Genomic DNA, 22,230 nt, shown 5'->3' with positions numbered 1-22,230 from the left:
CATGGCAACCAAAACCTCATCCGTTCTGTTTTCGCGTTTTGCGAGCCTCGAATTCATCGTCGGTGTCGTGCTGACCGGCTGTATTTGTCTGGCCGTGATTTTCTCCGGCTATCTGTTTCCGGGCGGCGCTAACAAGATTGATCTTCTGGCGCGCCTGACGCCGCCATTCGTCAATCCGGCCCATGTTTTCGGCACCGATCCGCTGGGCCGCGACGTGCTGGCGCGGGTTATCACGGGTGGTAAGATTTCGCTGTTTGTCGGTTTCGTTTCGGTGATTGGCTCCGTGGTTATCGGCACCATCATGGGCCTTGTTGCCGGTTATTATCGCGGCTTCTGGGACATGGCGCTGATGCGCTTTGTCGATGTGCAATTGGCGATGCCGTTCATCCTGCTTGCCATCACTGTGATGGCCATTCTGGGCGGCGGATTGTTCAACACCATCATCCTGCTGATCGTCTCGCAATGTGTGCAATATGCGCGACTGGTGCGCGGTTCGGTGCTGTCGCTACGCGAGCGCGAGTTCATCCTGTCCGCCCGCGCTATCGGCGTGAAGGACTGGCGCATCATCTTCCAGCACCTGCTGCCGAACCTGCTTGGTCCGGTCATCGTGCTGATGACGCTCAATGTGGCCAACAATATTCTGCTGGAATCGAGCCTGACCTTCCTCGGTCTCGGTGTTGATCCGACCATTCCAAGCTGGGGCGGCATGCTGGCCGACGGGCGCACCTATCTCCAGACCGCGTGGTGGGTGAGCATTTTCCCGGGCCTCGCCATTCTCTTCACCGTGCTTGGCCTCAATCTTCTTGGCGACTGGCTGCGTGACAGCCTCGACCCAACTGGCAGGACTTCCCGATGAGCGTGCTTTTTGAGAAAACCTATCCGCGTACCGTTCATGCGCTTGTCGAGCACTTTCTGAAACCGGAAATGAACGGCGCGAAGGTGGAAGCATGGCTGTTCGATGATCAGCCGAGCCGCTTTGCTGCCGAAACGAAGCTGCGTGAAGCAGGCGTCGAGGCGCGGCTGCATTCGGCTTACAAGCCGCTTCTGCATTTCTTTCTGGAGGAAGTGGATGGCGCGGCGCTGAAGTCGGCGGTGATCCGTTATCCGCGTCATGAGGCTTGCGTACAGAACCGTTTCTTGCTTGAAACCTATCCCTTGTCTGCTTTGCTGCCGAAGGTGGAGGTGACTTTCGCAGCTTCGGGCAAAGACGACTTTCATTATGACGTCGATCTGGTCTTTGCCAATGGCCATAGCGAGAGCCATCGGGTTTTCGCGCCGAACCGCGTGCATGTGGATTTTATCGGCGAAACGCTGGTGTCGCCAACCGGCTGGCTGATCGTCACGCAGGACCGCAAGACCGAAAACGCGCGCTATGAGACATCCTATGAAAAGCTGTTTCATGACACGGTTTCGACCATTGCGGCCCATGACTGGGAGCGCGGCGAACCTTATTTCGATGAGCTGAACATCGCTGTCAGTCTGCCGATCACCGATCGCCGTCTGCCTTATGATGAGGAGACGCTCAGCCTCACCGAAGCCATGCACGAGGATATCTATTTCTCGCTGCTGGAAGTTTTTCAGAAAAAGTCCGGCCGCCCGGTCGGTGACCGTGGCTTGCAACCGGGCCAGATCGTGCCGGAAGTCCGCTTCCGCGATGCCGAACCGTCCGTCAAAGTGGAAACGCGACCGCTTTCCACCGATGATGCATTGACGGCAGAGCAAGTTCTGGAGACGGCGCAAGCGCCGCTTTCCGCCGATCAGATCCGCCGCGAAATTGCCAGACTTGGCGGTGAGCCATTCGACGCCAGAACTCGCTCTGGCAGAACGGTGCGTGCGACGTATCGCAAGGGCAGCGATGCCGCGATGATGATCAGCGCCGGTCAGCATGCCAATGAGACGACGGGTGTTGTCGGGGCATTGCGCGCAGCCAACCGGCTTGCGGCGCGTGAAGGCGCGCATTTCACGATCTCCCCGCAGGAAAACCCGGACGGATACGAGATACACAAGCGGCTCTGTGCACTTCAGCCGCATCACATGCATCACGCGGCGCGCTATACGGCGCTCGGTGACGATCTGGAATATCGCAGCGGCGAGGGGCTTTACGAAAAAGCCATTCGCGTCGAGGCGGAAAAGCGGACGGATGCGAAACTGCACGTCAACCTGCACGGCTATCCGTCGCATGAATGGACGCGCCCGCTCTCCGGCTATGTGCCGCGTTCCTTTGCTATGTGGACGCTGCCGAAGGGCTTTTTCCTGATCATCCGCCACCATGCCTCCTGGGAAAAGGAAGCGGAAGAACTGATCGACCGCGTGACGAAACATCTGGCCGCGATTGATGGTCTGGTTGCCTATAACAACGCCCAGATCAAGCTTTTCGAGCAGCATGCAGGCGAAACGGGCTTCCGCATTATCAACGGTTTCCCGTGCCTTGTCGGTGTCGATGACCGCCATACGGTGCCGCTGACGCTGATCACGGAATATCCGGATGAGACGATCTATGGCAGCGCTTTCGTTAAAGGTCACACCGCGCAAATGGAAACGGTGCTGGCATGCTACGATGCCTTGCAGACCTTGTTGCCATCTACGCCGGTTGTTTGACTTCCCGGTTCGAAGAGCAAGTTTTATAAAGAAAAAGCGCCGTTTAGCGGCGCTTTTTCATTTTTCACATCTGCTGGTTAAGATCAGCCGCTGATGAGCTTCACTTCCATGAAGTCTTCAAGACCCCACTTGCCGCCTTCGCGACCATTGCCCGACTGCTTGTATCCGCCGAACGGGCTGCCCGGAGCGCGGGACGTGCCGTTGATCTGGATCATGCCAGCGCGGAGCTTGCGCGCAACGCGCTTGGCGCGTTCCGGGCTACCCGTCTGGATATAGGCGGCAAGACCGTAAGGCGTGTCATTGGCGATGGCGATCGCTTCTTCTTCCGTTTCAAACGGGATCATGGCCAGCACCGGTCCGAAGATTTCTTCGCGAGCGATGGTCATGTCGTTGTTTACGTCGGCGAAGACAGTCGGCTTGACGAAATCGCCTTCCGTGAAGCCATCCGGACGGCCCGTACCGCCAGCAACAAGGCGTGCGCCTTCGTCGATGCCCTTCTGGATGAGCTTCTGGACCTTTTCGAACTGGATCGACGAGGAAAGCGGTCCGATATGATCGCCTTCTTCCGCAGGATCACCGACCTTGGTGCCTTCGGTTACCTTTTTCGCGAATTCGACGGCCTTGTCATAGACCGAGCGTTCGACCAGCATGCGTGTCGGCGCATTGCAGGACTGACCGGTGTTCTCGAAGCAATGGGCAAGGCTGCGTTCGATGGTCTTTTCCAGATCGCTATCGGCAAAGACGATGTTCGGCGACTTGCCGCCGAGTTCCAGCGAAACGCGCTTGACGGTTGCCGCGGCAGCGCGGGAAACCGCCGTGCCTGCACGCGTCGAACCGGTGAAGGACATCATGTCCACATCCGGGTGCTGCGACAGGGCTTCGCCGACCACCGGGCCTTCGCCATTGACGAGGTTGAACACACCCTTCGGCAGACCGGCTGCATCGACAAATTCGGCGAACAGCATGGCCGACATCGGCGCGATTTCGGACGGCTTGAGCACGACCGTGCAGCCAACCGCAATCGCGGGAATGACCTTCAGCGCGATCTGGTTCATCGGCCAGTTCCACGGGGTGATCAGCCCGCAAACGCCGATAGGTTCATGCACGATGGTCTGGTTTGGAAATTTCGGAGAAAGAATTTCTTCAAACTCGAAATTCTCGAAGGCAGCGACAAAAGCCTTGATGTGCGACACGCCAACAGCAGCCTGCGATTCACGTGCAAGCGTAATCGGCGCACCCATTTCGTGCGAAATGGCCTTGGCCATTTCATCCATACGGGAATCGTAGATTTCCGCGATACGGCGGATATAGGCGATGCGCTCTTTCGCTGGCGTTTCGGCCCAAGCGGGGAATGCCTTGCGCGCAGCCGCAACCGCGAGATCGATATCGGCAGCCGAGCCGCCGGAGATCACCGCATAGGGCTTTTCATTGGCCGGATTGACGACTTCGATGCTCTTGGCATCGATTGGAGCGCGCCAGGCGCCGTCGATGTAAAAATCCGTTTTCTGAACCAGGTTCTTCTGAAGCATGGCGCATTCCTCCGTCGGTTTTGAATTCCCATATGTTGTTCTGCAAGCCGATCCAAATCGAACCAGCATGCATTTGCGGGCAACCTTAATGCCCGGATATGGCAGCGTCAAAACAGAAGGACGGATGGAATCATCAATTTTTCTTATTCATTATCGTAGGCTTCGACATCAATGCCGAGCGACACAAGGCCTTCCTCGATATAATCGCCCAGAAGCGGCGTTCCGATCAGGTATTTTGCCTCGCGCCCATTATGGCGGTCGCTTGCTGTCGACAGGGCCTCGTCCCATTCCTCCGGCGAAAAATCGCCGCGTCCAACCCACATCAAGGCGAGCAATTCGATGCGTTGGTCTTCATTCAGGGAGCGTATGGCGGCGAAAAGCTCCTTCCGGGTCGGGTTGTCGAGCGAAGCATCGAGAATATCGACGTCTCTGTCATCGCCGGGATTGGAACCGGAGTCTTCGTCCACCGCAGGCACCTGCACATCGTATTCGCGCGCCTTCGCAATGATGAATTCCAGATTGTCCAGGTTGTTCGTCAGCTCGACCATCGAATACCTCCGTTACCGGTTTTCTCAGCGTCTTTCTGATTATAGGGCGTCTGCTTCGCGCAGGCGATAGCCAACTCCGGTTTCGGTGAGAATATATTGCGGCTGGTCGGGCAGGGCTTCGATCTTCTGGCGAAGCTGGCGCACATAGATGCGCAGATATTGCACATCTGCCGCCGGGCCCCAGACCTGATTGAGAATATATTGATGAGTCAGAACCTTGCCCGCATGCTGCACCAGAAGGCGGAGAATGTCATATTCCTTGGGTGACAGCTTGATGTCGTTGCCCTCGACCTTGACGATGCGCCGCACCAGATCAACCGAAAGACCGCCGCTCTGGAAAATTGGCTTTTCGCCTTGCTGTTGCAGCTTGTGACGGAGCGCAACACGGATGCGCGCTGCCAGTTCGCGCATGCCGAAAGGCTTGGTCACATAATCATCAGCGCCGAGTTCCAGCGCCTTGACGATGCCGACCTCGTCGGTGCGGCTTGAAAGAATGAGGATGGGCAGGTTGCGCCCTTCCTGCCGCCATTGCAGCAGGAGGCGATGGCCGTCCATGTCCGGCAAACCAAGGTCGAGAAGCACAAGGTCGGGGCTTTCAGCCTCGATCTTCTCCATCGCCTCAGTGGCATTGGCGGCCTCAACGGTCGTGTAACCTTCGGTGGTCAGCCCAACCCGAAGGAGTTTACGGATCGGCGGTTCGTCATCGACGATCAGCACTTTGACGCTTTGCATATTCATTGCGTTGTTTCCGTTTCAGCGTCGCCGGATGGAAGCGGCAGTGAGATGACGAAGACTGCGCCAGACCAATTGTGGTCATGGTCGCTGCGATTGCGAGCGGCGATAGTGCCGCCCATTGCTTCGACAAAACCGCGCGCGATGGACAGGCCAAGGCCCGTGCCTGCTTGAACGTGATCGCCCTTGCGAACGCGATAGAAGCTGTCGAAAATCCGTTCCCGGTCATCGGCGGGAATGCCCGGCCCCTGATCGGCAATTTCCAGAATAAGCCGCGTTCCACTGATATGGGCTTCGATAGCAATTTCAGAGGCTTCCGGCGCGTACTTCGCGGCATTGTCGAGAAGATTGAACAGAACCTGTTCAAACAGAACTGCATCCAGCCGCAGCATCGGCAGATCGGCGGGCACTGATACGCGAACCGCATGACGCGCAAGAATTTTTGCGGCCCGGTGCAAGGCGGCGCCGACGATATCACCGATATAATGCGGAGAGAGGTTCGGCTCCATTGCACCCGCTTCAATACGGGTCATGTCGAGAAGATTGGCAATGAAGCGGTTGAGGCGTTCCGACTGATCCACGATGGTCTGATAAAGATCAGCCTGATCTTCAGAGGGCAAGGAACCGTGATATTCGCGCAATGTGGTGGCGGCACCCATGATGGCCGCCAGCGGGGTTTTCAGGTCGTGCGAGATCGAGGTGAGAAGTGCGGAGCGCAACTTGTCGGTTTCGGCGGCAAGCCTTGCGCGCTCGACGTCTTCCACCAGCTGCACGCGCTCGATGGCGATGGCGGCCTGATCGGCCAGCGCTTCGAACAGTCGTTGCTGTTCGGGCGTGAGTATCGGTCCCTGACGGTCATTGTCGAGACCGATGACACCGACCGAAGTTCGCGCCGTGCGCAGCGGCAGGTAAAGACGGCGTGCGCCAGGCAGCGTATCGGCACCGCGTCCAGCGGGCAGATTGTGCTCCCAAGCCCAATGGGCAGCGGCGATATCGGCATCGTCGAGTGTGTCATCCGGTGGATATCCGGCGCGCACCGCGATGCTCTCACGCTCCGGCAGCAGGATGACCGCACGCACCTTCAGCATGGAAGCAATCTGGAAGGCCGTTGCCCAAAGCACATCGTCCAGCGAGCCGGTGCCCGCGAGCTTCTTGCTGAAAAGATAAAGATCCTCGGTCATGCGCGCGCGCTGCCGTGCCGATGCTGCCTGACGCTGCACGCGGCTTGCCAGATTGCTGGCTACAAAGCTGACGAGGAGGAAGAAGACGAGGGCCACCACGCTTTCCGGGTCCGCAATGGACAGTGTGTAAAGCGGCGGCAGAAAGAAAAAATTATAGGCGAAGGCGCTGATGATGGAAACGAACAGCGCAGGCCACAGACCAAGCGTAACCGCAACGCCAAGCACGCCGACGACGAAGACCAGCGCTATGCTGCGAACATCGAGAAACTGGTCGAGCAGCAACCCGACGCCATTCGCGGCTGCGACGACTGCTGTGCCGATTGCATAAGGCAGAATTTGCAGGCTTGCCGATGGGGCGGCGGTCTTGACCTTACGAGCGTTGCTGGCCGCCTCCTGGTCGATGCCTGCCGTGATGTGCACATCTATAGCGCCCGCCCGGCGGATCAGTTCGTGCCCGACCGAACCTTCGACAATTTCGCGCCAGCGCGGCTTGGCTGATTTGCCGACAACCACCTGCGTGAAATTATGCGTGCTGGCATAGCGGATAATGTCTTCCGCCACCGACTGGCCGGGAATGATGATCGGCTCGCCGCCAAGCTGTTCGGCAAGACGCATGGTTGCCGACAGCCGGTCTTTTTCATCCTCCGACATATTGGCAGAGCGCGGCGTTTCGATGTGAATGACCGCCCAGGGCGCGCGCAGCCGATCGGCCAGACGGCGCGCATAGCGCACCAGCGATGCGCTACGTGGCCGTTCATCAACGGCAACGAGAATACGGTCGCCCGCTGCCCACGGACCTTCGATGGCATGGGCGCGCATATGGGTGAGAAGCTGTTCGTCCACCCGCTGCGCAGTGCGCCGCAGCGCCAGTTCGCGGAGCGCCGTCAGATTGCCTGGCGAGAAATAGTTGCGGATTGCGCGCTTAGCCGTCTTGGGAAGATAGACCTTGCCGTCGTTGAGCCGCTTGATGAGATCGCCTGGCGTGAGGTCGATCAGCTCGATATCGTCGGCGCGGTCGATAATGCTGTCTGGCACGGTCTCGCGAACGCGAATGCGCGTGATCTGCGCAACCACATCATTCAGGCTTTCGACATGCTGGATATTCAGCGTGGTGTAGACGTCTATCCCCTGCGCGAGGATTTCCTCCACATCCTGATAGCGCTTGGGGTGACGGCTGCCCGGCGCATTGCTATGGGCAAGTTCGTCCACCAGAACCAGCTGCGGACGGCGCGCCAGCACAGCGTCGATGTCCATCTCTTCCAGTTCATGGCCATGATAGGCAACAAGGGCGCGGGGGATGACTTCCAGCCCGTCGACCAAGGCTTCAGTGTCGCGACGGCCGTGGGTTTCGACCACGCCGATCACCATGTCGACGCCATCGGCTTTGCGTGCTCTGCCGGACATCAGCATTTCATAGGTCTTGCCGACACCGGGCGCCGCGCCCAGAAATATCTTGAGGCGGCCACGCGTTTCGCGCTCCGCCTGTTCGAGCAGGGCATCGGGAGAGGGCCGTGTGTTGTCAGCGCGTATGTCGTCCGACATCAATGATAGTGCTCCTGCGAAGCGGGCGGCATCGTTTGCGCCGCCCGTATTCTACTTTATTTAGCTGCGGTTCTGTCCAGAACAAGATTGAGTTTCAGGACGTTGACCACAGGTTCACCGAGAAAGCCAAGCTCGCGGTCTTCCACCTGCTGCTCGACAATGCCGCGCAGTGCGGCTTCGTTAATGCCCCGCGCCTTGGCTACACGGGGTATCTGATAAAGGGCTGCTTCCGGCGAAATATGCGGGTCGAGACCGCTGGCCGAGGTGGTCACGAGGTCGATAGGGATCGCTGTGTCAGGCGTTGTCTGTTTCAAAGTTTCCGCCTCGGCCTTGATCCGCTCGATCAAAGCGGGGTTGGTGGGGCCGAGATTGGAGCCGCCGGAGCTGGATGCATCGTAGCCATCCTTGCCTGCGGCGGATGGGCGACCTTGGAAATAGCGGTCAGCGGCAAAATTCTGGCCGATCAGTTCAGAACCGATGACCGTTCCGTCCTTCTCGATCAGGCTGCCATTGGCCTGTTGCGGAAAGACTGCCTGGGCAATGCCGGTCATACCGAGCGGATAGATGAACCCGGTGATGACGGTAAGCGCGACGATCATGACCAATGCGGGACGAAGTTGCTTCAACATGGGTGAAAATCCTTATGCGAGGCCAAGGGCAACGATGGCCATATCGATGGCCTTGATGCCGATGAACGGAACGATGACGCCGCCGAGGCCGTAGATGAGCAGGTTACGCGCGAGCAGGGCGCCTGCGCCGACAGCCTTGTATTTCACGCCCTTCAACGAAAGCGGGATCAGCGCCACGATGATGAGCGCGTTGAAGATGATGGCCGAGAGAATGGCGCTTTGCGGCGTGGCAAGGTTCATGATGTTGAGCGCGCCGAGCTGCGGGTAGAACGCCAGAAACATGGCCGGAATGATCGCGAAATATTTCGCGATATCGTTGGCGATGGAGAAGGTCGTCAGCGCGCCGCGTGTCATCAGAAGCTGCTTGCCGATTTCAACGATCTCGATGAGCTTTGTCGGATCGCTGTCGAGATCGACCATATTGCCTGCCTCGCGGGCCGCCACGGTGCCGGTATTCATGGCGACACCCACATCGGCCTGTGCGAGGGCAGGCGCGTCATTGGTGCCGTCGCCGCACATGGCGACGAGTTTGCCCTTGGCCTGTTCTTCGCGGATCAGCGCCAGCTTGTTCTCCGGGGTCGCCTGCGCCAGAAAATCATCGACGCCTGCTTCAGCCGCAATTGCCGCTGCGGTCATTGGGTTGTCGCCGGTGATCATCACCGTGCGGATGCCCATGCGCCGCAGTTCGGAGAAACGCTCGCGAATGCCGCCCTTGACGATATCCTTGAGATGGATGACGCCAAGCAGCCTGCCATCCTTGACCACGGCCAGCGGCGTGCCGCCGGATTTTGCAATCGTATCGGCAATGGCTTGCAGTTCGTGGGTGACTTTTTCTTCGGTCGCACGGTTCTGGCCCACATGTTTCAGCACGGCATCCACAGCGCCCTTGCGGATGGACGAACCATCGATATCGACACCGCTCATGCGGCTCTGCGCGGTAAAGGGCACGAAAGTCGCATGCAGGTTCTGCATGTCGCGACCGCGAATGGCATATTTCTCCTTGGCCAGAACCACGATGGACCGACCTTCTGGCGTTTCATCGGCAAGCGAGGCCAGCTGCGCGGCGTCGGCCAATTCCTGTTCGCTGATGCCGGTTAACGGCATGAAGGCGGTTGCCTGACGATTGCCGAGCGTGATCGTGCCGGTCTTGTCGAGGAGCAATGTGTCGACATCGCCTGCTGCTTCCACCGCGCGGCCCGACATTGCCAGCACATTGAAGCGCACCAGACGGTCCATGCCTGCAATGCCGATGGCTGACAGCAGAGCGCCGATGGTGGTCGGGATCAGCGTTACGAACAAGGCGACAAGCACGATGACCGGGATGTAGCCGCCCGCATAGGTCGCGAAGCTTGGAATCGTCACCACGGCCAGAACGAAAATCAGCGTCATGCCTGCAAGCAGGATGTTGAGCGCGATCTCATTCGGGGTTTTCTGACGCTCGGCGCCTTCCACAAGGCTGATCATCTTGTCGATGAAAGTCGAGCCCTGAGCCGCCGTGATACGCACCCTGATCCAGTCCGACAGTACTTGCGTGCCGCCGGTGACAGCCGAACGGTCGCCGCCGGATTCGCGGATGACAGGTGCGGATTCGCCGGTGATGGCGGCTTCATTGACCGAAGCCACACCCTCGATCACCTCGCCATCGGACGGGATGATGTCGCCCGCTTCGACGAGAACGATATCGCCGACCTTGAGGCTTGTTCCAGCGACGGTTTTGTAATCGGTCTTGCTGTCGCCGTTCAGAAGCTTGGCCTGTGTTTCGGTGCGCGTGCGGCGCAGGGATTCTGCTTGGGCCTTGCCGCGCCCTTCGGCGACCGCTTCGGCAAAATTGGCGAACAGCACCGTGAACCAGAGCCACAGCACGATCTGGAATGAAAAGCCGACATTGGCCCCGCCGGTCGCGATGTCTTTAGCAAGCAGCACCGTGGTGAGGGCCGAAACGACGGCCACAACGAACATGACCGGGTTTCGGGCGAGGCTTTTCGGGTTCAGTTTGCGGAAGGCATCGCCAACCGCCGGGATAAGGATGCGGGCATCGAGAATGCTCGCGGATTTGGACTGGCTCATAACGAGGCTCCAGTAGATGTTTTGCGAAGCGGACGCTCAGATCAGCCGGATGGCGAGAAACAGGATGAGCATCACGGCAAGGATCGACAGAATGCAACTCGACGGTTTCAGCATCAGAAGGTCTTTCCCTGGATCAAGGCGAGGTGTTCGGCGATCGGTCCCAGCGCCAGCGCGGGGAAGAAGATCAGCCCGCCGACAACCAGAATGACGCCGATCAGCAAGCCCACGAACAAAGGACCATGGGTCGGGAAGGTGCCTGCCGATTGCGGTGCGATCTTCTTGGCGACCAGCGACCCGGCAATGGCCATGGCGGGAACGATGACGAGGAAGCGCCCCATCAGCATGGCAAGGCCGATGGTGATGTTGTACCAGGGCGTGTTGCCGGAGAGCCCGGCGAATGCCGAGCCGTTATTGGCGGTGCCCGACGTATAGGCGTAGAGGATTTCCGAAAAGCCGTGCGGCCCCTGATTGGCAATGGAACTTAAGCCTGCCGGGATGACGGAGGCGATTGCCGTGAAGCCGAGGATCGACAGCGGCAAGCACAGCACGGCCAGCATCGCCATCTTGACTTCCTTGGCCTCAATCTTCTTGCCCAGATATTCAGGCGTGCGACCAACCATCAGGCCAGCAACGAAAATCGCCACGATGACGAACAGGATGATACCGTAAAAACCTGCGCCGACACCGCCGATGATGATTTCACCGAGCATCATATTGATCATCGGGATCATACCGCCGAGCGCCATCATGCTGTCATGCATGGCAATCACCGCGCCACAGGATGCAGCAGTCGTGACCACGGCGAAAAGGGCAGACATGGCGATGCCGAAACGGGCTTCCTTGCCTTCCATATTCGCGCCGTCGATGCCGAGCGCGTGGATCAGCGGATTGCCCGCAGCTTCTGCCCAATAGCAGATGGCTACGCCTGCAACGAACAGCACGCCCATGGCCGCAAAGATCGCCCAGCCTTGTTTCTCATTACCAACCATACGGCCAAAGACATTGGTCAGCGATGCGCCGATAGCGAATATCGCAACCATCTGGATCATGTTGGAGATGGCGTCGGGGTTTTCAAACGGATGCGCGGAATTGGCGTTGAAGAAGCCGCCGCCATTGGTGCCGAGCATCTTGATTGCCAGCTGCGATGCAACCGGCCCAAGCGCAATGACTTGCCGCGCGCCTTCCAGCGTCGTGGCTTGCGCATAAGCGCCGAGCGTTTGCGGCACACCGAGTGCGACGAAGGCAAGCGTCATCACGATGCAGATCGGCAGCAGGATATAGAGCGTGCAGCGCGTGAGGTCGACCCAGAAATTACCGAGTGTTTTCATTGATTTGCGCGAGAAAGCTCTAATAAGCGCCATCGCGATTGCCACGCCCGTCGCAGCCGAGACGAAGTTCTGCACCGTCAGTCCGGCCATCTGGGTCAGATAGGACATGGTGCTTTCGCCGCCGTAGTTCTGCCAATTGGTGTTGGTCACGAAACTGGTGGCGGTGTTGAAGGCGAGGTCGGCGGGCACATTGCTCATGCCCATAGGGTTGAAGGGCAGTGCGCCCTGAAACCGCTGCATCGCATAAAGCAGAAGAAACCCGGCCAGATTGAACAGCAGCATGGCAGCAGTGTAGCTCGTCCAGTGCTGTTCCTCGCGCTCGCCAGTGCCCGCAAGACGGTATAGCCCGCGTTCGACAGGCACAAAAACCGGCGAAAGAAATGTCCGGTCGCCGTTGAAGACACGCGTTATATAGCCGCCAAGCGGCTTTACGAGCAGAATGATGATCCCGCAAAAGACGAGGATCTGTATCCATCCATTGATTGTCATGGTTTTTCCCAAGCCCCTACAGGGCCGCTATTCGCGGGCCGGTCAGAACCGCTCCGGTCGAATGAGCGCATAAAGAAGATAGATCGCGATGAAGATGGCGACCAAAGCGCCAGCGATGTATTCGATCAGCATGTTACGTCCTCAAAGCTTTTCGCAGACGCGCAAATAGCCAAAGAGCAGAGCGAAGAAGCCGATGCCGATTGCCAGGACGGCGATGTCCATAATGTCGTCCCCTTGCGGGGCTCCCTGTTGTGAAGGCTTTTTGCCATGCAGGGATTATGTGACCTTACGGCATAGGGTTTCGAGACAGGGAAACCAGCCGCGATATAAAAATCTCATATAGAAAACGGGACAGCGCGCCACGGGTTCGCTGGCTGAAATTCGGTTGAAAATTTTATTAAATCAGTTGGTTGCTGGTGTTTTCAGAAGGCGTCTGGCAATTCAGATTGAAGCCACCGCCCGGCCTGCCGCCCGCCCGGAGAATATACAGCCGCCAAGAAATGTGCCTTCCAGAGCATTATAGCCGTGATACCCGCCGCCGCCGAAACCGGCAGCTTCGCCTGCCGCATAAAGGCCGGGCACCGGCTCGCCGTCCTCGCCCAGAACTGCCGATTGGAGATTGGTGTGCAGACCGCCCAGCGTCTTGCGGGTCAGAATATGCAGCTTGACGGCAATCAGCGGGCCGTTGGCCGGATCCAGCAGCGCATGAAGCGGTACGGCGCGCGTCAGCCGGTCACCGATATAGGCGCGCGCATTATGGATCGCCATGATCTGTGCGTCCTTCGTGTAACGATTGACCACTTCATGGTCCCGCGCTTCGATCTGGTCGCGAATGCGTCGCACATCGAGCAGTTTCTCACCGCTCAAATTGTTCATGCCCGCAACCAGCTCTTCAATCGTCTTGGCAGTGATAAAATCGGCACCGTTGTCGATGAAGGCTTTGACGGGCGGTGGTGGAGCTTTGCCGAGACGACTTTTCAGCAGCAGCTTCCAGCTTTTGCCGGTCAGGTCCGGATTTTGCTCCGAGCCGGACAGTGAAAACTCCTTGCGGATGATCTTCTCGGTCAGAATGAACCAGGAATAATCATAGCCGGTAGAGAGAATGTGCTTGAGTGTGCCGAGCGTGTCGAAACCGGGCAGATAGGGAGCCGGTAGACGGTTGCCGCGCGCATCGAACCACATGGAGGAAGGGCCGGGCAGAATGCGGATGCCATGATTGGGCCAGATCGGGTTCCAGTTGCGCAAACCTTCGGTGTAGTGCCACATGCGATCGGCATTGATGACGTGTCCGCCTGCGTTCACCGCCATATCGATGCCGCGCCCGTCCACATAGGCTGGTACGCCCAGCACCATTTCCCTCGGCGGATTGCCGAGCCTTTCGCGCGGCCATGCCCGGCGCACGCGTTCAGGATCGCCGCCAATGCCGCCGGACGTTACGATAACGTTGTCAGCGCCAAATGCGAATTCGCCGATAACCTCTCGGGAAGTTGGCTGCCCGCGTTCCGCCGTGGAGGGGGCCAGCACTTCACCGAAAACGCCGGTGATGCGTCCGTTGGCGCTGGTGATCTGACTGACACGATGACGGCACTTCAGGGTGACAAGGCCTTTTGTCATTGCATCCCGCAGCCGCTGTTCAAACGGGGCCACGACGCCCGGGCCCGGGCCCCATGTGACGTGGAAACGCGGCACCGAGTTGCCATGCCCATGGGCGAGTGCGCCGCCACGTTCGGCCCAGCCGACAACGGGAAACCAGCGCATGCCAAGACTGCGCAGCCATGGGCGCATTTCACCGGTTGCAAATTGCAGATAGGCTTCGGCCCATTTCCGGGGCCAGAGGTCTTCCGGGCGGTCAAATTGTGCTGAGCCAAACCAGTCTTGCGCGGCGAGATCGAAACTGTCCTTGATGCCAAGACGGCGTTGCTCGGGCGTGTCGATCATGAACAGTCCGCCCAGCGACCAGAACGCCTGACCGCCGATGGAGTTTTCGCCTTCCTGTTCCAGAAGGATGACTGTTTTGCCCGCGCTGGTCAGTTCGTTCGCTGCGGCCAAGCCAGCCAACCCCGCGCCGATGATGATCGCATCCGCGTCCGCCATTCGCACAATCTCCCCTCATTTTTGCGCGCATGGTGGCGGAAGCGAAGCCGTCTGGCAAGAACTCTGAAAGCGTCTCAACCAAAGAAATACGGCATGACCCAATCGGCTATCAGCTTGATGGAAAGCCCGAACAGGGTGAGTTGTACGAGCAGGAAGAAAGGGCCGTCTGGAAGGAGCCGCGTCAGTTTCGCACCTGCAAAAGTGCCGATCACTGCGGAAGGAATCAGCCAGAGTCCCATCGACAGATCGAGATTGGAAAACTGCTGCAACTGCCAGTATGGCACCAGCTTCACGGCATTGACGATGGCAAAAAGGATGGTCGATGTGCCGGCGAAGACCAGCTTTTCCAGATGCTGCGGCAGGACATACATCTGAAACGGCGGCGCACCGGAATGCGACACGAAGCTGGTAAGGCCGGTGAGAATCCCCCAGAAGACACCGCCCGGAACATCAGCCTTGCGGGCTTTTCGGCGATAGCGTGCGCCGATCCAGGCGTTCAGGCAGAACAGGATGCCGACCAACCCCACCAGCATGCCGATGAAGGTGCTGGAGAGATGCGAGCTGAACAGCCAGCCAATACCGACGCCGACAATGGCTGCGGGCGTGAGAATGGCGAGATTGCGCGCTGAATAATGGTGGCGGTAGAGGTAAAGCCCGAACATGTCGCTGATGACATAGATCGGCAGCAGCAAGGCGGCGGCTGTGACCGGCGAGATGACGAGCGCCATCAGCGGAACGGCGAGCGTGCCGACCGATGGCAGGCCGCCTTTCGACATGCCAACCAGAAATGCCGCCGTGATAGCGACTGCCAGATACAGGGGGGTATGTTCGATCATGCGTCAGCCGCTGTCAGGGATTGGCTCCGGGGCAGAACGACCCGGAGCATTATGGAAGTAGACGTTTTTGGCTGGAAATTAGGCGTGCGCCCATTCCCAATAGAGACTGCGGGCGTGCCTGGTAACGGCTCCGTATTCCAACTTGCGATCATCAAAGCCGATGATCGGCACAACCTTGCTCATATTGCCGGTGGAGAAGATCTCGTCGGCCTGACGGAAATCCTCGATCTTGAGCGTCGTCTCATGCACCGTCACGCCAGCAGCACGTAACAACATGATGACGCGCTGGCGCGTGATGCCGTTGAGGAAGGTGCCATTTGGTACCGGCGTGAGGACTTCGCGGCCGCGAACCATGAAGATGTTGGAGGTCGCCGTTTCTGCAACATTGCCCAGCACATCAGTCACGATTGCATTGTGAAAGCCCTTGGCCTTGGCTTCGAGCAGCATGCGCCCATTGTTCGGATAGAGGCAGGCTGCCTTGGCATTGACCGGCATCACTTCCAGAAAGGGACGACGGAACGAGGTCGTGGTGATGGTGAAGCCTTTAGGCTCGACCATCGGAATGGCTTCGAGGCACAAGGCGAAATCGGTTGAGGAAGCAAGCGGCGCGACCGTGCTGCTGTCGCCTTCTTCGGCCCAGTACATGGGACGGATATAGACATCGGTGCCGGGGGCGAATTTCTTCAGCCCTTCCAGCGCGAGTGCCTCAATGTCATCGGCCGAAAGCGTCGGCTCAAGGCCGAGCGCACGGGCGGAATCATTGGCGCGGGCCGAATGACGGTCGAGGTCCGGCGTGACGCCTTCGAACAGGCGCGCGCCGTCGAACACTGCTGAACCGAGCCAGGTTGCATGCGAGGCCGCGCCCAGAATGCGCACGTCGCCTTCGCGCCACTCGCCCTTGTAATAGGTCCACATTGCCTTCGAGGCGTGCTTGTCGGTCATTTTCCACGTCCTTAATTCGTGTGTCTTTCGACTGTAATCCATGGCACCGGCGAGCGTGGATACGCTGTGACTGCTGCTGATCTGTCGGGGAAGGGCGCAGTAGGCCGGTGAATTGTGATATCGTAGGATTGCTTTTTGAAGGAAACAAGCCAGAAGCGACGACAAGAACAGTTTTTGTCGAGTGAATGCCGTGAAATTGAAAAGCCAGCCGAAATGGCTGGCTTCTAATGCGGTTTTGGCCGAAAGGTTTAGAACATCGTGTTGTTGTTCTTGGACGTTTCGGGAACAGCCTGGATGACATCCCAGTGCTCGACGATCTTGCCGTTATCAACACGGAAAATATCGACGATGGCGCGGCCGCGGTCTGCTTCATTCATTTTCGATTGAAGATGAATGAAGACCAGATCACCATCCGTGGCACTACGCACAATGCGTGCGGTCGCCGTCGGGTTGTCCTTGAAGCGTTGGGTGAAGAACTTCACGAAAGGCGCTTTGCCGTCCGGTACGCCCGGATTGTGCTGGATGTAGTTCTCGGCCAGCACTTCGGAGTATTTTTCCACTTCATGCTTGTTGAAGACACCATCGTAAAATTCCAGCACGATTTTGCGGTTGGCTTCTTCCTTGGCGATGTCGCGTGTTTCTTGCGCAAGCGACGGTACCGACACGGAAACCGCGCCGATAAGAGTGGCGATGAAAGCGGCATGCATGGAGTGTTTCAACACAGAAAGCCTCGTTCATTTGTTGGGAGGGGGCAGTTCACTTTTGCGCCAGAGACTGATGAAGCTTTTGACCGCCTCATTGACCAGTTCCTGATTACGCTCTTCGTCCGGCGCGGCAGTTCCAAGAAGCAGGCGGGGAAAGAGAAATCCGCTGATGCTGCCTAGAAACAGCATCGCCTGCACTTCAGGGTTCGCGACCTGGAATTCACCGGTTTTCGTCTTCGCTTCAATATAAGCGGTTAGACTGCTCAGGACCTGACCGGTCCTGTCCGATCTCAGGCTGGTGCCGATTTCGGGAATTTCTTCCACCGCCTGAAGCATGGCGCGCAACAGTTTCGCCATTTCCAGGTCGAGAAAATTATCCGCCACGATCCGTCCGATCACAGGCAGGAGGATTTCAGGTTTCGCTCCCCAAGGAGCATTATCGAGACGGGCGTGGATTTTATTGCGGATGTCGTCAAAAGCGGTTTTCAGCAAAACCTGCTTGCTGCCAAAGCGATTATAAAGCGTCTGGCGCGTCAGGCCAGCTTCGGCAGCGATCAGCTCCAAACTGACCGCAGAGCCGTGCTCCGACAGCATTTTTCTTGTCGCATCAAGCACCGTTTCAGTGCTCACATTCATTTTCTTGTCCACGCTTTTCAGTCCCTCCCCAATGCCCTCTGTTAGCCAAGAGTCTGACATTACAGAAGATTAATTTTACTTTACTGTAAAGTAAAATATTTTGAAAGCTAATATTTGACTCTCGCCCTGTTTGATCCGTTCGCGTGTCCCGCTGCGGAAACTCATGGCCCGACCCGATGAAAGGCTAGCATATGAAACTTAGGAAACGAGGTATACTAGTTCTTGTATTGGGGCTGGTGCTGATTGCAGCTTTTTTTGCATGGCGTGGCACGCAAAAAACATCTGCTGAGACGACGGCGTCGATTGCTCCCGTTCAGGCCAATGCCGCAGTCGTGGAAGCGGCTACGGTGCAAACGCGCGATCTGGACAGCATCATCTCGGCAGTTGGCAGTTTGCGCGCGAAGGAATCGGTCACGCTGGCCTCGGAAATCAGCGGTCGGGTGGACAAGATTTTGTTTCAGGAAGGCCAGCGCGTTGAGGCAGGCAGTGTTCTGTTTCAGCTGGATACCTCCATTCTGGATGCTTCCGTTCAATCGGCCCGTGCGGCCAATGTTCTTGCCAGGTCGACTTTCGAACGCACCGAAGCCCTGTCGAAGCGCGGGATCAGCGCGACACAGGCTTTGGAAGAAGCGGAAGCGAACCTGCGCAATACGGAAGCGGCTCTGGCGCTTGCCGAAGCACAACTCGCACAGACTTCTATCAAGGCGCCGTTTCACGGTGTTGTCGGTCTGCGTTCGGTCAGTGTGGGCGCTTATGTAACTGCGGGTACGACCAATCTTGCCAAGCTCGATCAGATCGATCCATTGGTGGCGGAGTTTTCCTTGCCGGAAGTCGCGCTGGCGAATATTTCGCCCGAGCAGCGGGTTTCGGTGATAGCAGATGCACTGCCAGACCAGCCGTTTCAGGGGCAGGTCTATGCCATCGAGCCTTCCGTCGATGAAACAGGCCGCTCTATTCGCATGCGCGCCTTGATCGCCAATCCCGATCTGAAATTGAGGCCGGGGCTTTTCGTGCGCGTCAATGTCACGACAGGCACCAAGGCAGATGCCCTGCTGGTGCCGGAAAGCGCCATTGTGCCAAGCGGCGAAACCCAGACCGTCTATCGCATCAATGCGGACGATACGGTCGAGGTGGTCACGGTCACGCTGGGGCAACGGCTTGAAGGGATGGTCGAGATTGTCACGGGCCTCGATAAGGATGCCCGTGTCGTGACGGCCGGTCAGCAGAAGTTGCAAACAGGAACCAAAATCCGTGTTCAGGACGCAACTGCGGAGGGATCGGTCTGATGTCCATATGGGAAATGTGTGTCCGCCGACCGGTCTTCGCTACGGTCCTTAGTCTGGTGCTCGTTCTGCTCGGCATCGTGTCCTATGAGCGGCTGAGCACCCGCGAATATCCCGATGTGGAAGAACCGACAGTTTCCGTTTCGACCACCTATTCCGGCGCTAATGCCGAAATTGTGGAAAGTCAGGTGACGCAGGTTCTTGAAACACAGCTCTCGGGTATTGCCGGTATTGATGTGGTGTCATCGACAAGCCGAGCGGAAACCAGCGCCATCACGGTGCGCTTTACACTCGGCACCGATCCCGAAGTGGCCGCTGCCGAAGTGCGCGACCGTGTGTCCCGCGCAAGACGCAATCTCCCCGATGAGATTGACGAGCCGATTGTCGCCAAAGTGGAAGCGGATGCGCAGCCCATCATGTATGTGGCTTTTACAAGCGACCGTCATTCCGGCCTTGAAATCACTGACGTTCTCAATCGAACGGTTGTTGACCGTATCCAGAATTTGCCCGGTGTCTCGGAAGCCCGCATTCTCGGCGCGCGTGAATATGCAATGCGTGTCTGGATCGATGCGCGCAAGCTGGCGGGTTACGGCCTGACGGTTCAGGATGTTGAAACGGCACTTGAAAGCCAGAATGTCGAAGTACCTGCAGGGCGTATCGAAAGCAAGGATCGGGAGTTTACCCTTCTCGCCAATACGGCGCTCACGACGCCCGAAGAATTTGCCGACATCATCATCAATGTCGTGAACGGTTATCCGGTACGTTTGCGTGATATAGGGCGAACCGAACTGGGTGCAGCCGACGAGCGGCAGGCTACCTTCAAGGAAGGCGAAACAGCCGTCTCGATTGGTGTGGTGAAACAGGCGACCGCCAATCCGCTTGAGGTTGCCAATGCCGTGCGCGCCGTGCTGCCGACCATTCAGGAAAGTTTGCCAACCGGAATGAAGGCGGATGTCACCTATGACACGTCGATCTTCATCGATCGCTCGATTGAGGCTGTCTTCCACACGATTGGCGAGGCGATTGTTCTCGTGATCATGGTGATCTTCTTCTTCCTGCGTTCGGTGCGCGCAAGCCTTATTCCCATCGTGACGATACCGGTTTCGCTGATCACAACGCTGGCAATCATGTTTGCTTTCGGCTTCAGTATCAACACACTGACGCTGCTCGCCATGGTGCTGGCCATTGGTCTGGTGGTGGACGATGCTATCGTCGTGCTGGAAAATGTGCACAGGCGCATTGAGGAGGGCGAAACCCCGGTGCAGGCAGCCATTGCCGGAACGGGAGAAATCGCCTTTGCCGTCATCGCGATGACGCTTACGCTGGCGGCTGTCTATGTGCCGATTGCATTCACCGAAGGCCGAACTGGGCAATTGTTCATCGAGTTTGCCCTGACGCTCGCCGGGGCGGTGCTGGTTTCCGGCTTCGTGGCGCTGACTTTGACGCCCATGATGTGTGGCAAGCTGTTGCGTCACAATGAAAATCAGGGCCGGATATCACGCGCTCTGGAAGGATTTCTTGATCGTCTCAACGAGCATTACCGGCGCGTGCTGGGGCTTGCCATGCGCAACAAGCTGATTGTGTTGGCTGGCGCTGCGGCAACTGCGGTTCTGGCGGGGTTCCTTTATGTCAATCTGCCAAGTGAACTTGCTCCGGTTGAGGACCGTGGGGTCATTCGCATGGCAGGCACGTCTCCGGAAGGTTCAACGCTTCAATTTACGGAACGCTACGGCAAGACCGCTGAAGAAATCATGGCCAGCATTCCGGAGGTCAGCACGTATTTCTCGGTTTATGGCGCACAGCAGGTTACCGGTTTTGGTGCGTTCGGTCTGCTGAAAGACTGGGATGAGCGAGACCGCAGCCAGCAGGAAATCATTCGCTCCATTAGTCCGGAGATGAGCGCCATTCCGGGTATGCGCGCCTTCGGGTTCAATATGCCATCCCTGACGACGACGCGCGGCAGTGGAGCCGGGGCCAATAATCCGGTTCAGTTTGTTATCCAGTCTTCGTCCAGCTACGACGACCTCAACAAGCTCGCGACCGCATTTGTCGAGAAAATCAAGGAAAACCCCGGTCTGGTGAATGTTGAATCGAACCTTGATCTCAACAAGCCACGCATGGAAATCAACATGAACCGCGAGAAGATCCGCGAAGCGGGTCTGCAGGTTTCGGATGTTGGCCATACGCTGGAAACGATGTTCGGCAGCCGTCAGGTTACGCGCATCGACCGGGATGGCGAACAATCGGATGTCCTTGTCCAGCTCGATGCCAGCGACCGCGCCACGCCGGATTCCATCAACATCGTCAATGTGCGGGGCTCGTCCGGCCAGCTTATCCCACTGTCCAATCTCGTAACCGTCAAGGAAAGTGTCGAACCAGCCAATCTCTATCGTTTCAACCGGTTACGCTCGGCGACGATCAGTGCAGGTCTGTCTCCCGATTCTTCACTGGGCGAGGCGCTGACTTATCTGCAAAGCACGGCCAATGAGATGTTCCCGACCTATGCCCAGTATGATCTGGAAGGGGAATCTCGCGATTTCACCAGTTCCAATTCGAGCATTTTGTTCGTGTTCGGTCTGGCCATTCTGTTCATCTATCTGGTTCTGGCGGCGCAGTTTGAAAGCTTTGTCAGCCCGTTCATCATTCTGCTCACAGTTCCGCTCTCGATAGCCGGGGCCTTGCTCGCGCTCTGGTTCGCGGGGGCGAGCATGAATGTCTACAGCCAGATTGGTCTGGTCACGCTGGTCGGGCTTATCACCAAGCACGGCATTCTGATTGTCGAATTTGCCAATCATATGCGTGATCAGGGGCGTGACATCGCCGATGCGGTGATGGAGGCTGCGGTGATGCGTCTGCGTCCGATCCTCATGACGACAGGGGCTATGGTGCTTGGCGCCATTCCGCTTGCCGTTGCAACCGGCGCTGGCGCACAAAGCCGTCAGGCCATCGGCTGGGTGATTGTCGGCGGCATGTCCTTCGGCACCTTGTTGACGCTCTTTGTGGTGCCGGTCGTCTACAGTCTTGTGGCGCGCAAGGCCGCCGCTCCGCAGGAGGAACATAAGGCCGTTCCAGCGAAGACGGTGCAATCCTAA

17 protein-coding genes are annotated in these 22,230 nt (G+C 57.9%); 4 read left to right on the top strand and 13 right to left on the bottom strand.

Going from position 1 to position 22,230, the window contains the following annotated elements:
* Position 1 precedes the first annotated feature (1 nt).
* Both ACTJKP_RS11420 and ACTJKP_RS11415 read left to right on the top strand, forming a co-directional pair.
* On the top strand, positions 2-856 hold the full coding sequence (locus ACTJKP_RS11420) for an ABC transporter permease (RefSeq protein ID WP_138784797.1): 855 nt from the start codon (positions 2-4) through the stop codon (positions 854-856).
* Positions 853-2,598: a peptidase M14 gene (locus tag ACTJKP_RS11415; RefSeq protein ID WP_440630734.1), complete on the top strand. Its 1,746-nt coding sequence runs from the start codon at positions 853-855 to the stop codon at positions 2,596-2,598. The genes ACTJKP_RS11420 and ACTJKP_RS11415 overlap by 4 nt, the downstream gene beginning before the upstream one ends.
* 83 nt (positions 2,599-2,681) lie before the next feature.
* Here ACTJKP_RS11415 and ACTJKP_RS11410 read toward each other — a convergent pair whose 3' ends face one another.
* The 13 genes from ACTJKP_RS11410 to ACTJKP_RS11350 all read right to left on the bottom strand — a co-directional run bounded on the left by ACTJKP_RS11410 (position 2,682) and on the right by ACTJKP_RS11350 (position 17,867).
* Entirely contained in the window at positions 2,682-4,127 is a 1,446-nt protein-coding gene (locus ACTJKP_RS11410) for an aldehyde dehydrogenase family protein (RefSeq protein ID WP_078336834.1), read from the bottom strand.
* 143 nt (positions 4,128-4,270) lie between these two features.
* A complete protein-coding gene (locus tag ACTJKP_RS11405) occupies positions 4,271-4,675 on the bottom strand; it encodes a DUF3775 domain-containing protein (protein WP_078336835.1) in 405 nt (134 codons plus the stop codon).
* A 39-nt stretch (positions 4,676-4,714) separates the two neighbouring features.
* A complete protein-coding gene (locus ACTJKP_RS11400; RefSeq protein WP_440630733.1) occupies positions 4,715-5,413 on the bottom strand; it encodes a response regulator transcription factor in 699 nt (232 codons plus the stop codon).
* Positions 5,410-8,130, bottom strand: a complete 2,721-nt coding sequence (locus ACTJKP_RS11395; RefSeq protein WP_440630732.1) for a DUF4118 domain-containing protein — start codon at positions 8,128-8,130, stop codon at positions 5,410-5,412. The genes ACTJKP_RS11400 and ACTJKP_RS11395 overlap by 4 nt, the downstream gene beginning before the upstream one ends.
* A gap of 56 nt (positions 8,131-8,186) precedes the next feature.
* On the bottom strand, positions 8,187-8,759 hold the full coding sequence (kdpC, locus tag ACTJKP_RS11390) for a potassium-transporting ATPase subunit KdpC (RefSeq protein WP_440630731.1): 573 nt from the start codon (positions 8,757-8,759) through the stop codon (positions 8,187-8,189).
* A 12-nt stretch (positions 8,760-8,771) separates the two neighbouring features.
* A complete protein-coding gene (gene kdpB / locus ACTJKP_RS11385) occupies positions 8,772-10,826 on the bottom strand; it encodes a potassium-transporting ATPase subunit KdpB (RefSeq protein WP_440630730.1) in 2,055 nt (684 codons plus the stop codon).
* Positions 10,827-10,939: 113 nt separating this feature from the next.
* Positions 10,940-12,643 (bottom strand): potassium-transporting ATPase subunit KdpA, encoded by a 1,704-nt coding sequence (gene kdpA / locus ACTJKP_RS11380; RefSeq protein ID WP_440630729.1) that lies wholly within the window; start codon positions 12,641-12,643, stop codon positions 10,940-10,942.
* A 42-nt stretch (positions 12,644-12,685) separates the two neighbouring features.
* Positions 12,686-12,775, bottom strand: coding sequence for a K(+)-transporting ATPase subunit F (gene kdpF / locus ACTJKP_RS11375; RefSeq protein ID WP_078336841.1), 90 nt, complete (start codon positions 12,773-12,775; stop codon positions 12,686-12,688).
* Positions 12,776-13,084: 309 nt separating this feature from the next.
* Positions 13,085-14,737 (bottom strand): FAD-binding dehydrogenase, encoded by a 1,653-nt coding sequence (locus ACTJKP_RS11370; protein WP_440630728.1) that lies wholly within the window; start codon positions 14,735-14,737, stop codon positions 13,085-13,087.
* 74 nt (positions 14,738-14,811) lie between these two features.
* Positions 14,812-15,573 carry a sulfite exporter TauE/SafE family protein gene (locus ACTJKP_RS11365; protein ID WP_440630727.1) on the bottom strand — a complete coding sequence of 254 codons (762 nt, stop codon included), beginning with the start codon at positions 15,571-15,573 and terminating at the stop codon, positions 14,812-14,814.
* Positions 15,574-15,651: 78 nt separating this feature from the next.
* Positions 15,652-16,515 carry a branched-chain amino acid aminotransferase gene (locus ACTJKP_RS11360; RefSeq protein WP_440630726.1) on the bottom strand — a complete coding sequence of 288 codons (864 nt, stop codon included), beginning with the start codon at positions 16,513-16,515 and terminating at the stop codon, positions 15,652-15,654.
* Between the two features lie 248 nt (positions 16,516-16,763).
* Positions 16,764-17,222 (bottom strand): nuclear transport factor 2 family protein, encoded by a 459-nt coding sequence (locus tag ACTJKP_RS11355; protein ID WP_440630725.1) that lies wholly within the window; start codon positions 17,220-17,222, stop codon positions 16,764-16,766.
* Positions 17,223-17,249: 27 nt separating this feature from the next.
* A complete protein-coding gene (locus tag ACTJKP_RS11350; protein ID WP_440630724.1) occupies positions 17,250-17,867 on the bottom strand; it encodes a TetR/AcrR family transcriptional regulator in 618 nt (205 codons plus the stop codon).
* 179 nt (positions 17,868-18,046) lie between these two features.
* Between ACTJKP_RS11350 and ACTJKP_RS11345 the strand changes: the two genes are divergently transcribed.
* Both ACTJKP_RS11345 and ACTJKP_RS11340 read left to right on the top strand, forming a co-directional pair.
* The gene (locus tag ACTJKP_RS11345; RefSeq protein WP_440630723.1) at positions 18,047-19,141 is read left to right on the top strand and encodes an efflux RND transporter periplasmic adaptor subunit; all 1,095 of its coding nucleotides are present in this window, start codon (positions 18,047-18,049) and stop codon (positions 19,139-19,141) included.
* The gene (locus ACTJKP_RS11340) at positions 19,141-22,230 is read left to right on the top strand and encodes an efflux RND transporter permease subunit (protein WP_440630722.1); all 3,090 of its coding nucleotides are present in this window, start codon (positions 19,141-19,143) and stop codon (positions 22,228-22,230) included. Before ACTJKP_RS11345 ends, ACTJKP_RS11340 begins: the two co-directional genes overlap by 1 nt.

Origin of the sequence: Brucella sp. 22210, from assembly GCF_052045675.1 — a bacterium.
GTDB lineage: Bacteria > Pseudomonadota > Alphaproteobacteria > Rhizobiales > Rhizobiaceae > Brucella.
This window is presented reverse-complemented; position numbering and strand designations above follow the sequence as displayed.

Coding starts and splice junctions, on each gene's coding strand:
- ACTJKP_RS11405 (WP_078336835.1), bottom strand. CDS start 4,675: ATGGTCGAGCTGACGAACAACCTGGACAATCTGGAATTCATCATTGCG.
- kdpB (WP_440630730.1), bottom strand. CDS start 10,826: ATGAGCCAGTCCAAATCCGCGAGCATTCTCGATGCCCGCATCCTTATC.
- ACTJKP_RS11410 (WP_078336834.1), bottom strand. CDS start 4,127: ATGCTTCAGAAGAACCTGGTTCAGAAAACGGATTTTTACATCGACGGC.
- ACTJKP_RS11340 (WP_440630722.1), top strand. CDS start 19,141: ATGTCCATATGGGAAATGTGTGTCCGCCGACCGGTCTTCGCTACGGTC.
- ACTJKP_RS11400 (WP_440630733.1), bottom strand. CDS start 5,413: ATGAATATGCAAAGCGTCAAAGTGCTGATCGTCGATGACGAACCGCCG.
- kdpC (WP_440630731.1), bottom strand. CDS start 8,759: ATGTTGAAGCAACTTCGTCCCGCATTGGTCATGATCGTCGCGCTTACC.
- ACTJKP_RS11395 (WP_440630732.1), bottom strand. CDS start 8,130: ATGTCGGACGACATACGCGCTGACAACACACGGCCCTCTCCCGATGCC.
- ACTJKP_RS11355 (WP_440630725.1), bottom strand. CDS start 17,222: ATGCATGCCGCTTTCATCGCCACTCTTATCGGCGCGGTTTCCGTGTCG.
- ACTJKP_RS11345 (WP_440630723.1), top strand. CDS start 18,047: ATGAAACTTAGGAAACGAGGTATACTAGTTCTTGTATTGGGGCTGGTG.
- ACTJKP_RS11370 (WP_440630728.1), bottom strand. CDS start 14,737: ATGGCGGACGCGGATGCGATCATCATCGGCGCGGGGTTGGCTGGCTTG.
- ACTJKP_RS11420 (WP_138784797.1), top strand. CDS start 2: ATGGCAACCAAAACCTCATCCGTTCTGTTTTCGCGTTTTGCGAGCCTC.
- ACTJKP_RS11360 (WP_440630726.1), bottom strand. CDS start 16,515: ATGACCGACAAGCACGCCTCGAAGGCAATGTGGACCTATTACAAGGGC.
- kdpF (WP_078336841.1), bottom strand. CDS start 12,775: ATGCTGATCGAATACATCGCTGGCGCTTTGGTCGCCATCTTCATCGCG.
- ACTJKP_RS11365 (WP_440630727.1), bottom strand. CDS start 15,573: ATGATCGAACATACCCCCCTGTATCTGGCAGTCGCTATCACGGCGGCA.
- ACTJKP_RS11415 (WP_440630734.1), top strand. CDS start 853: ATGAGCGTGCTTTTTGAGAAAACCTATCCGCGTACCGTTCATGCGCTT.
- kdpA (WP_440630729.1), bottom strand. CDS start 12,643: ATGACAATCAATGGATGGATACAGATCCTCGTCTTTTGCGGGATCATC.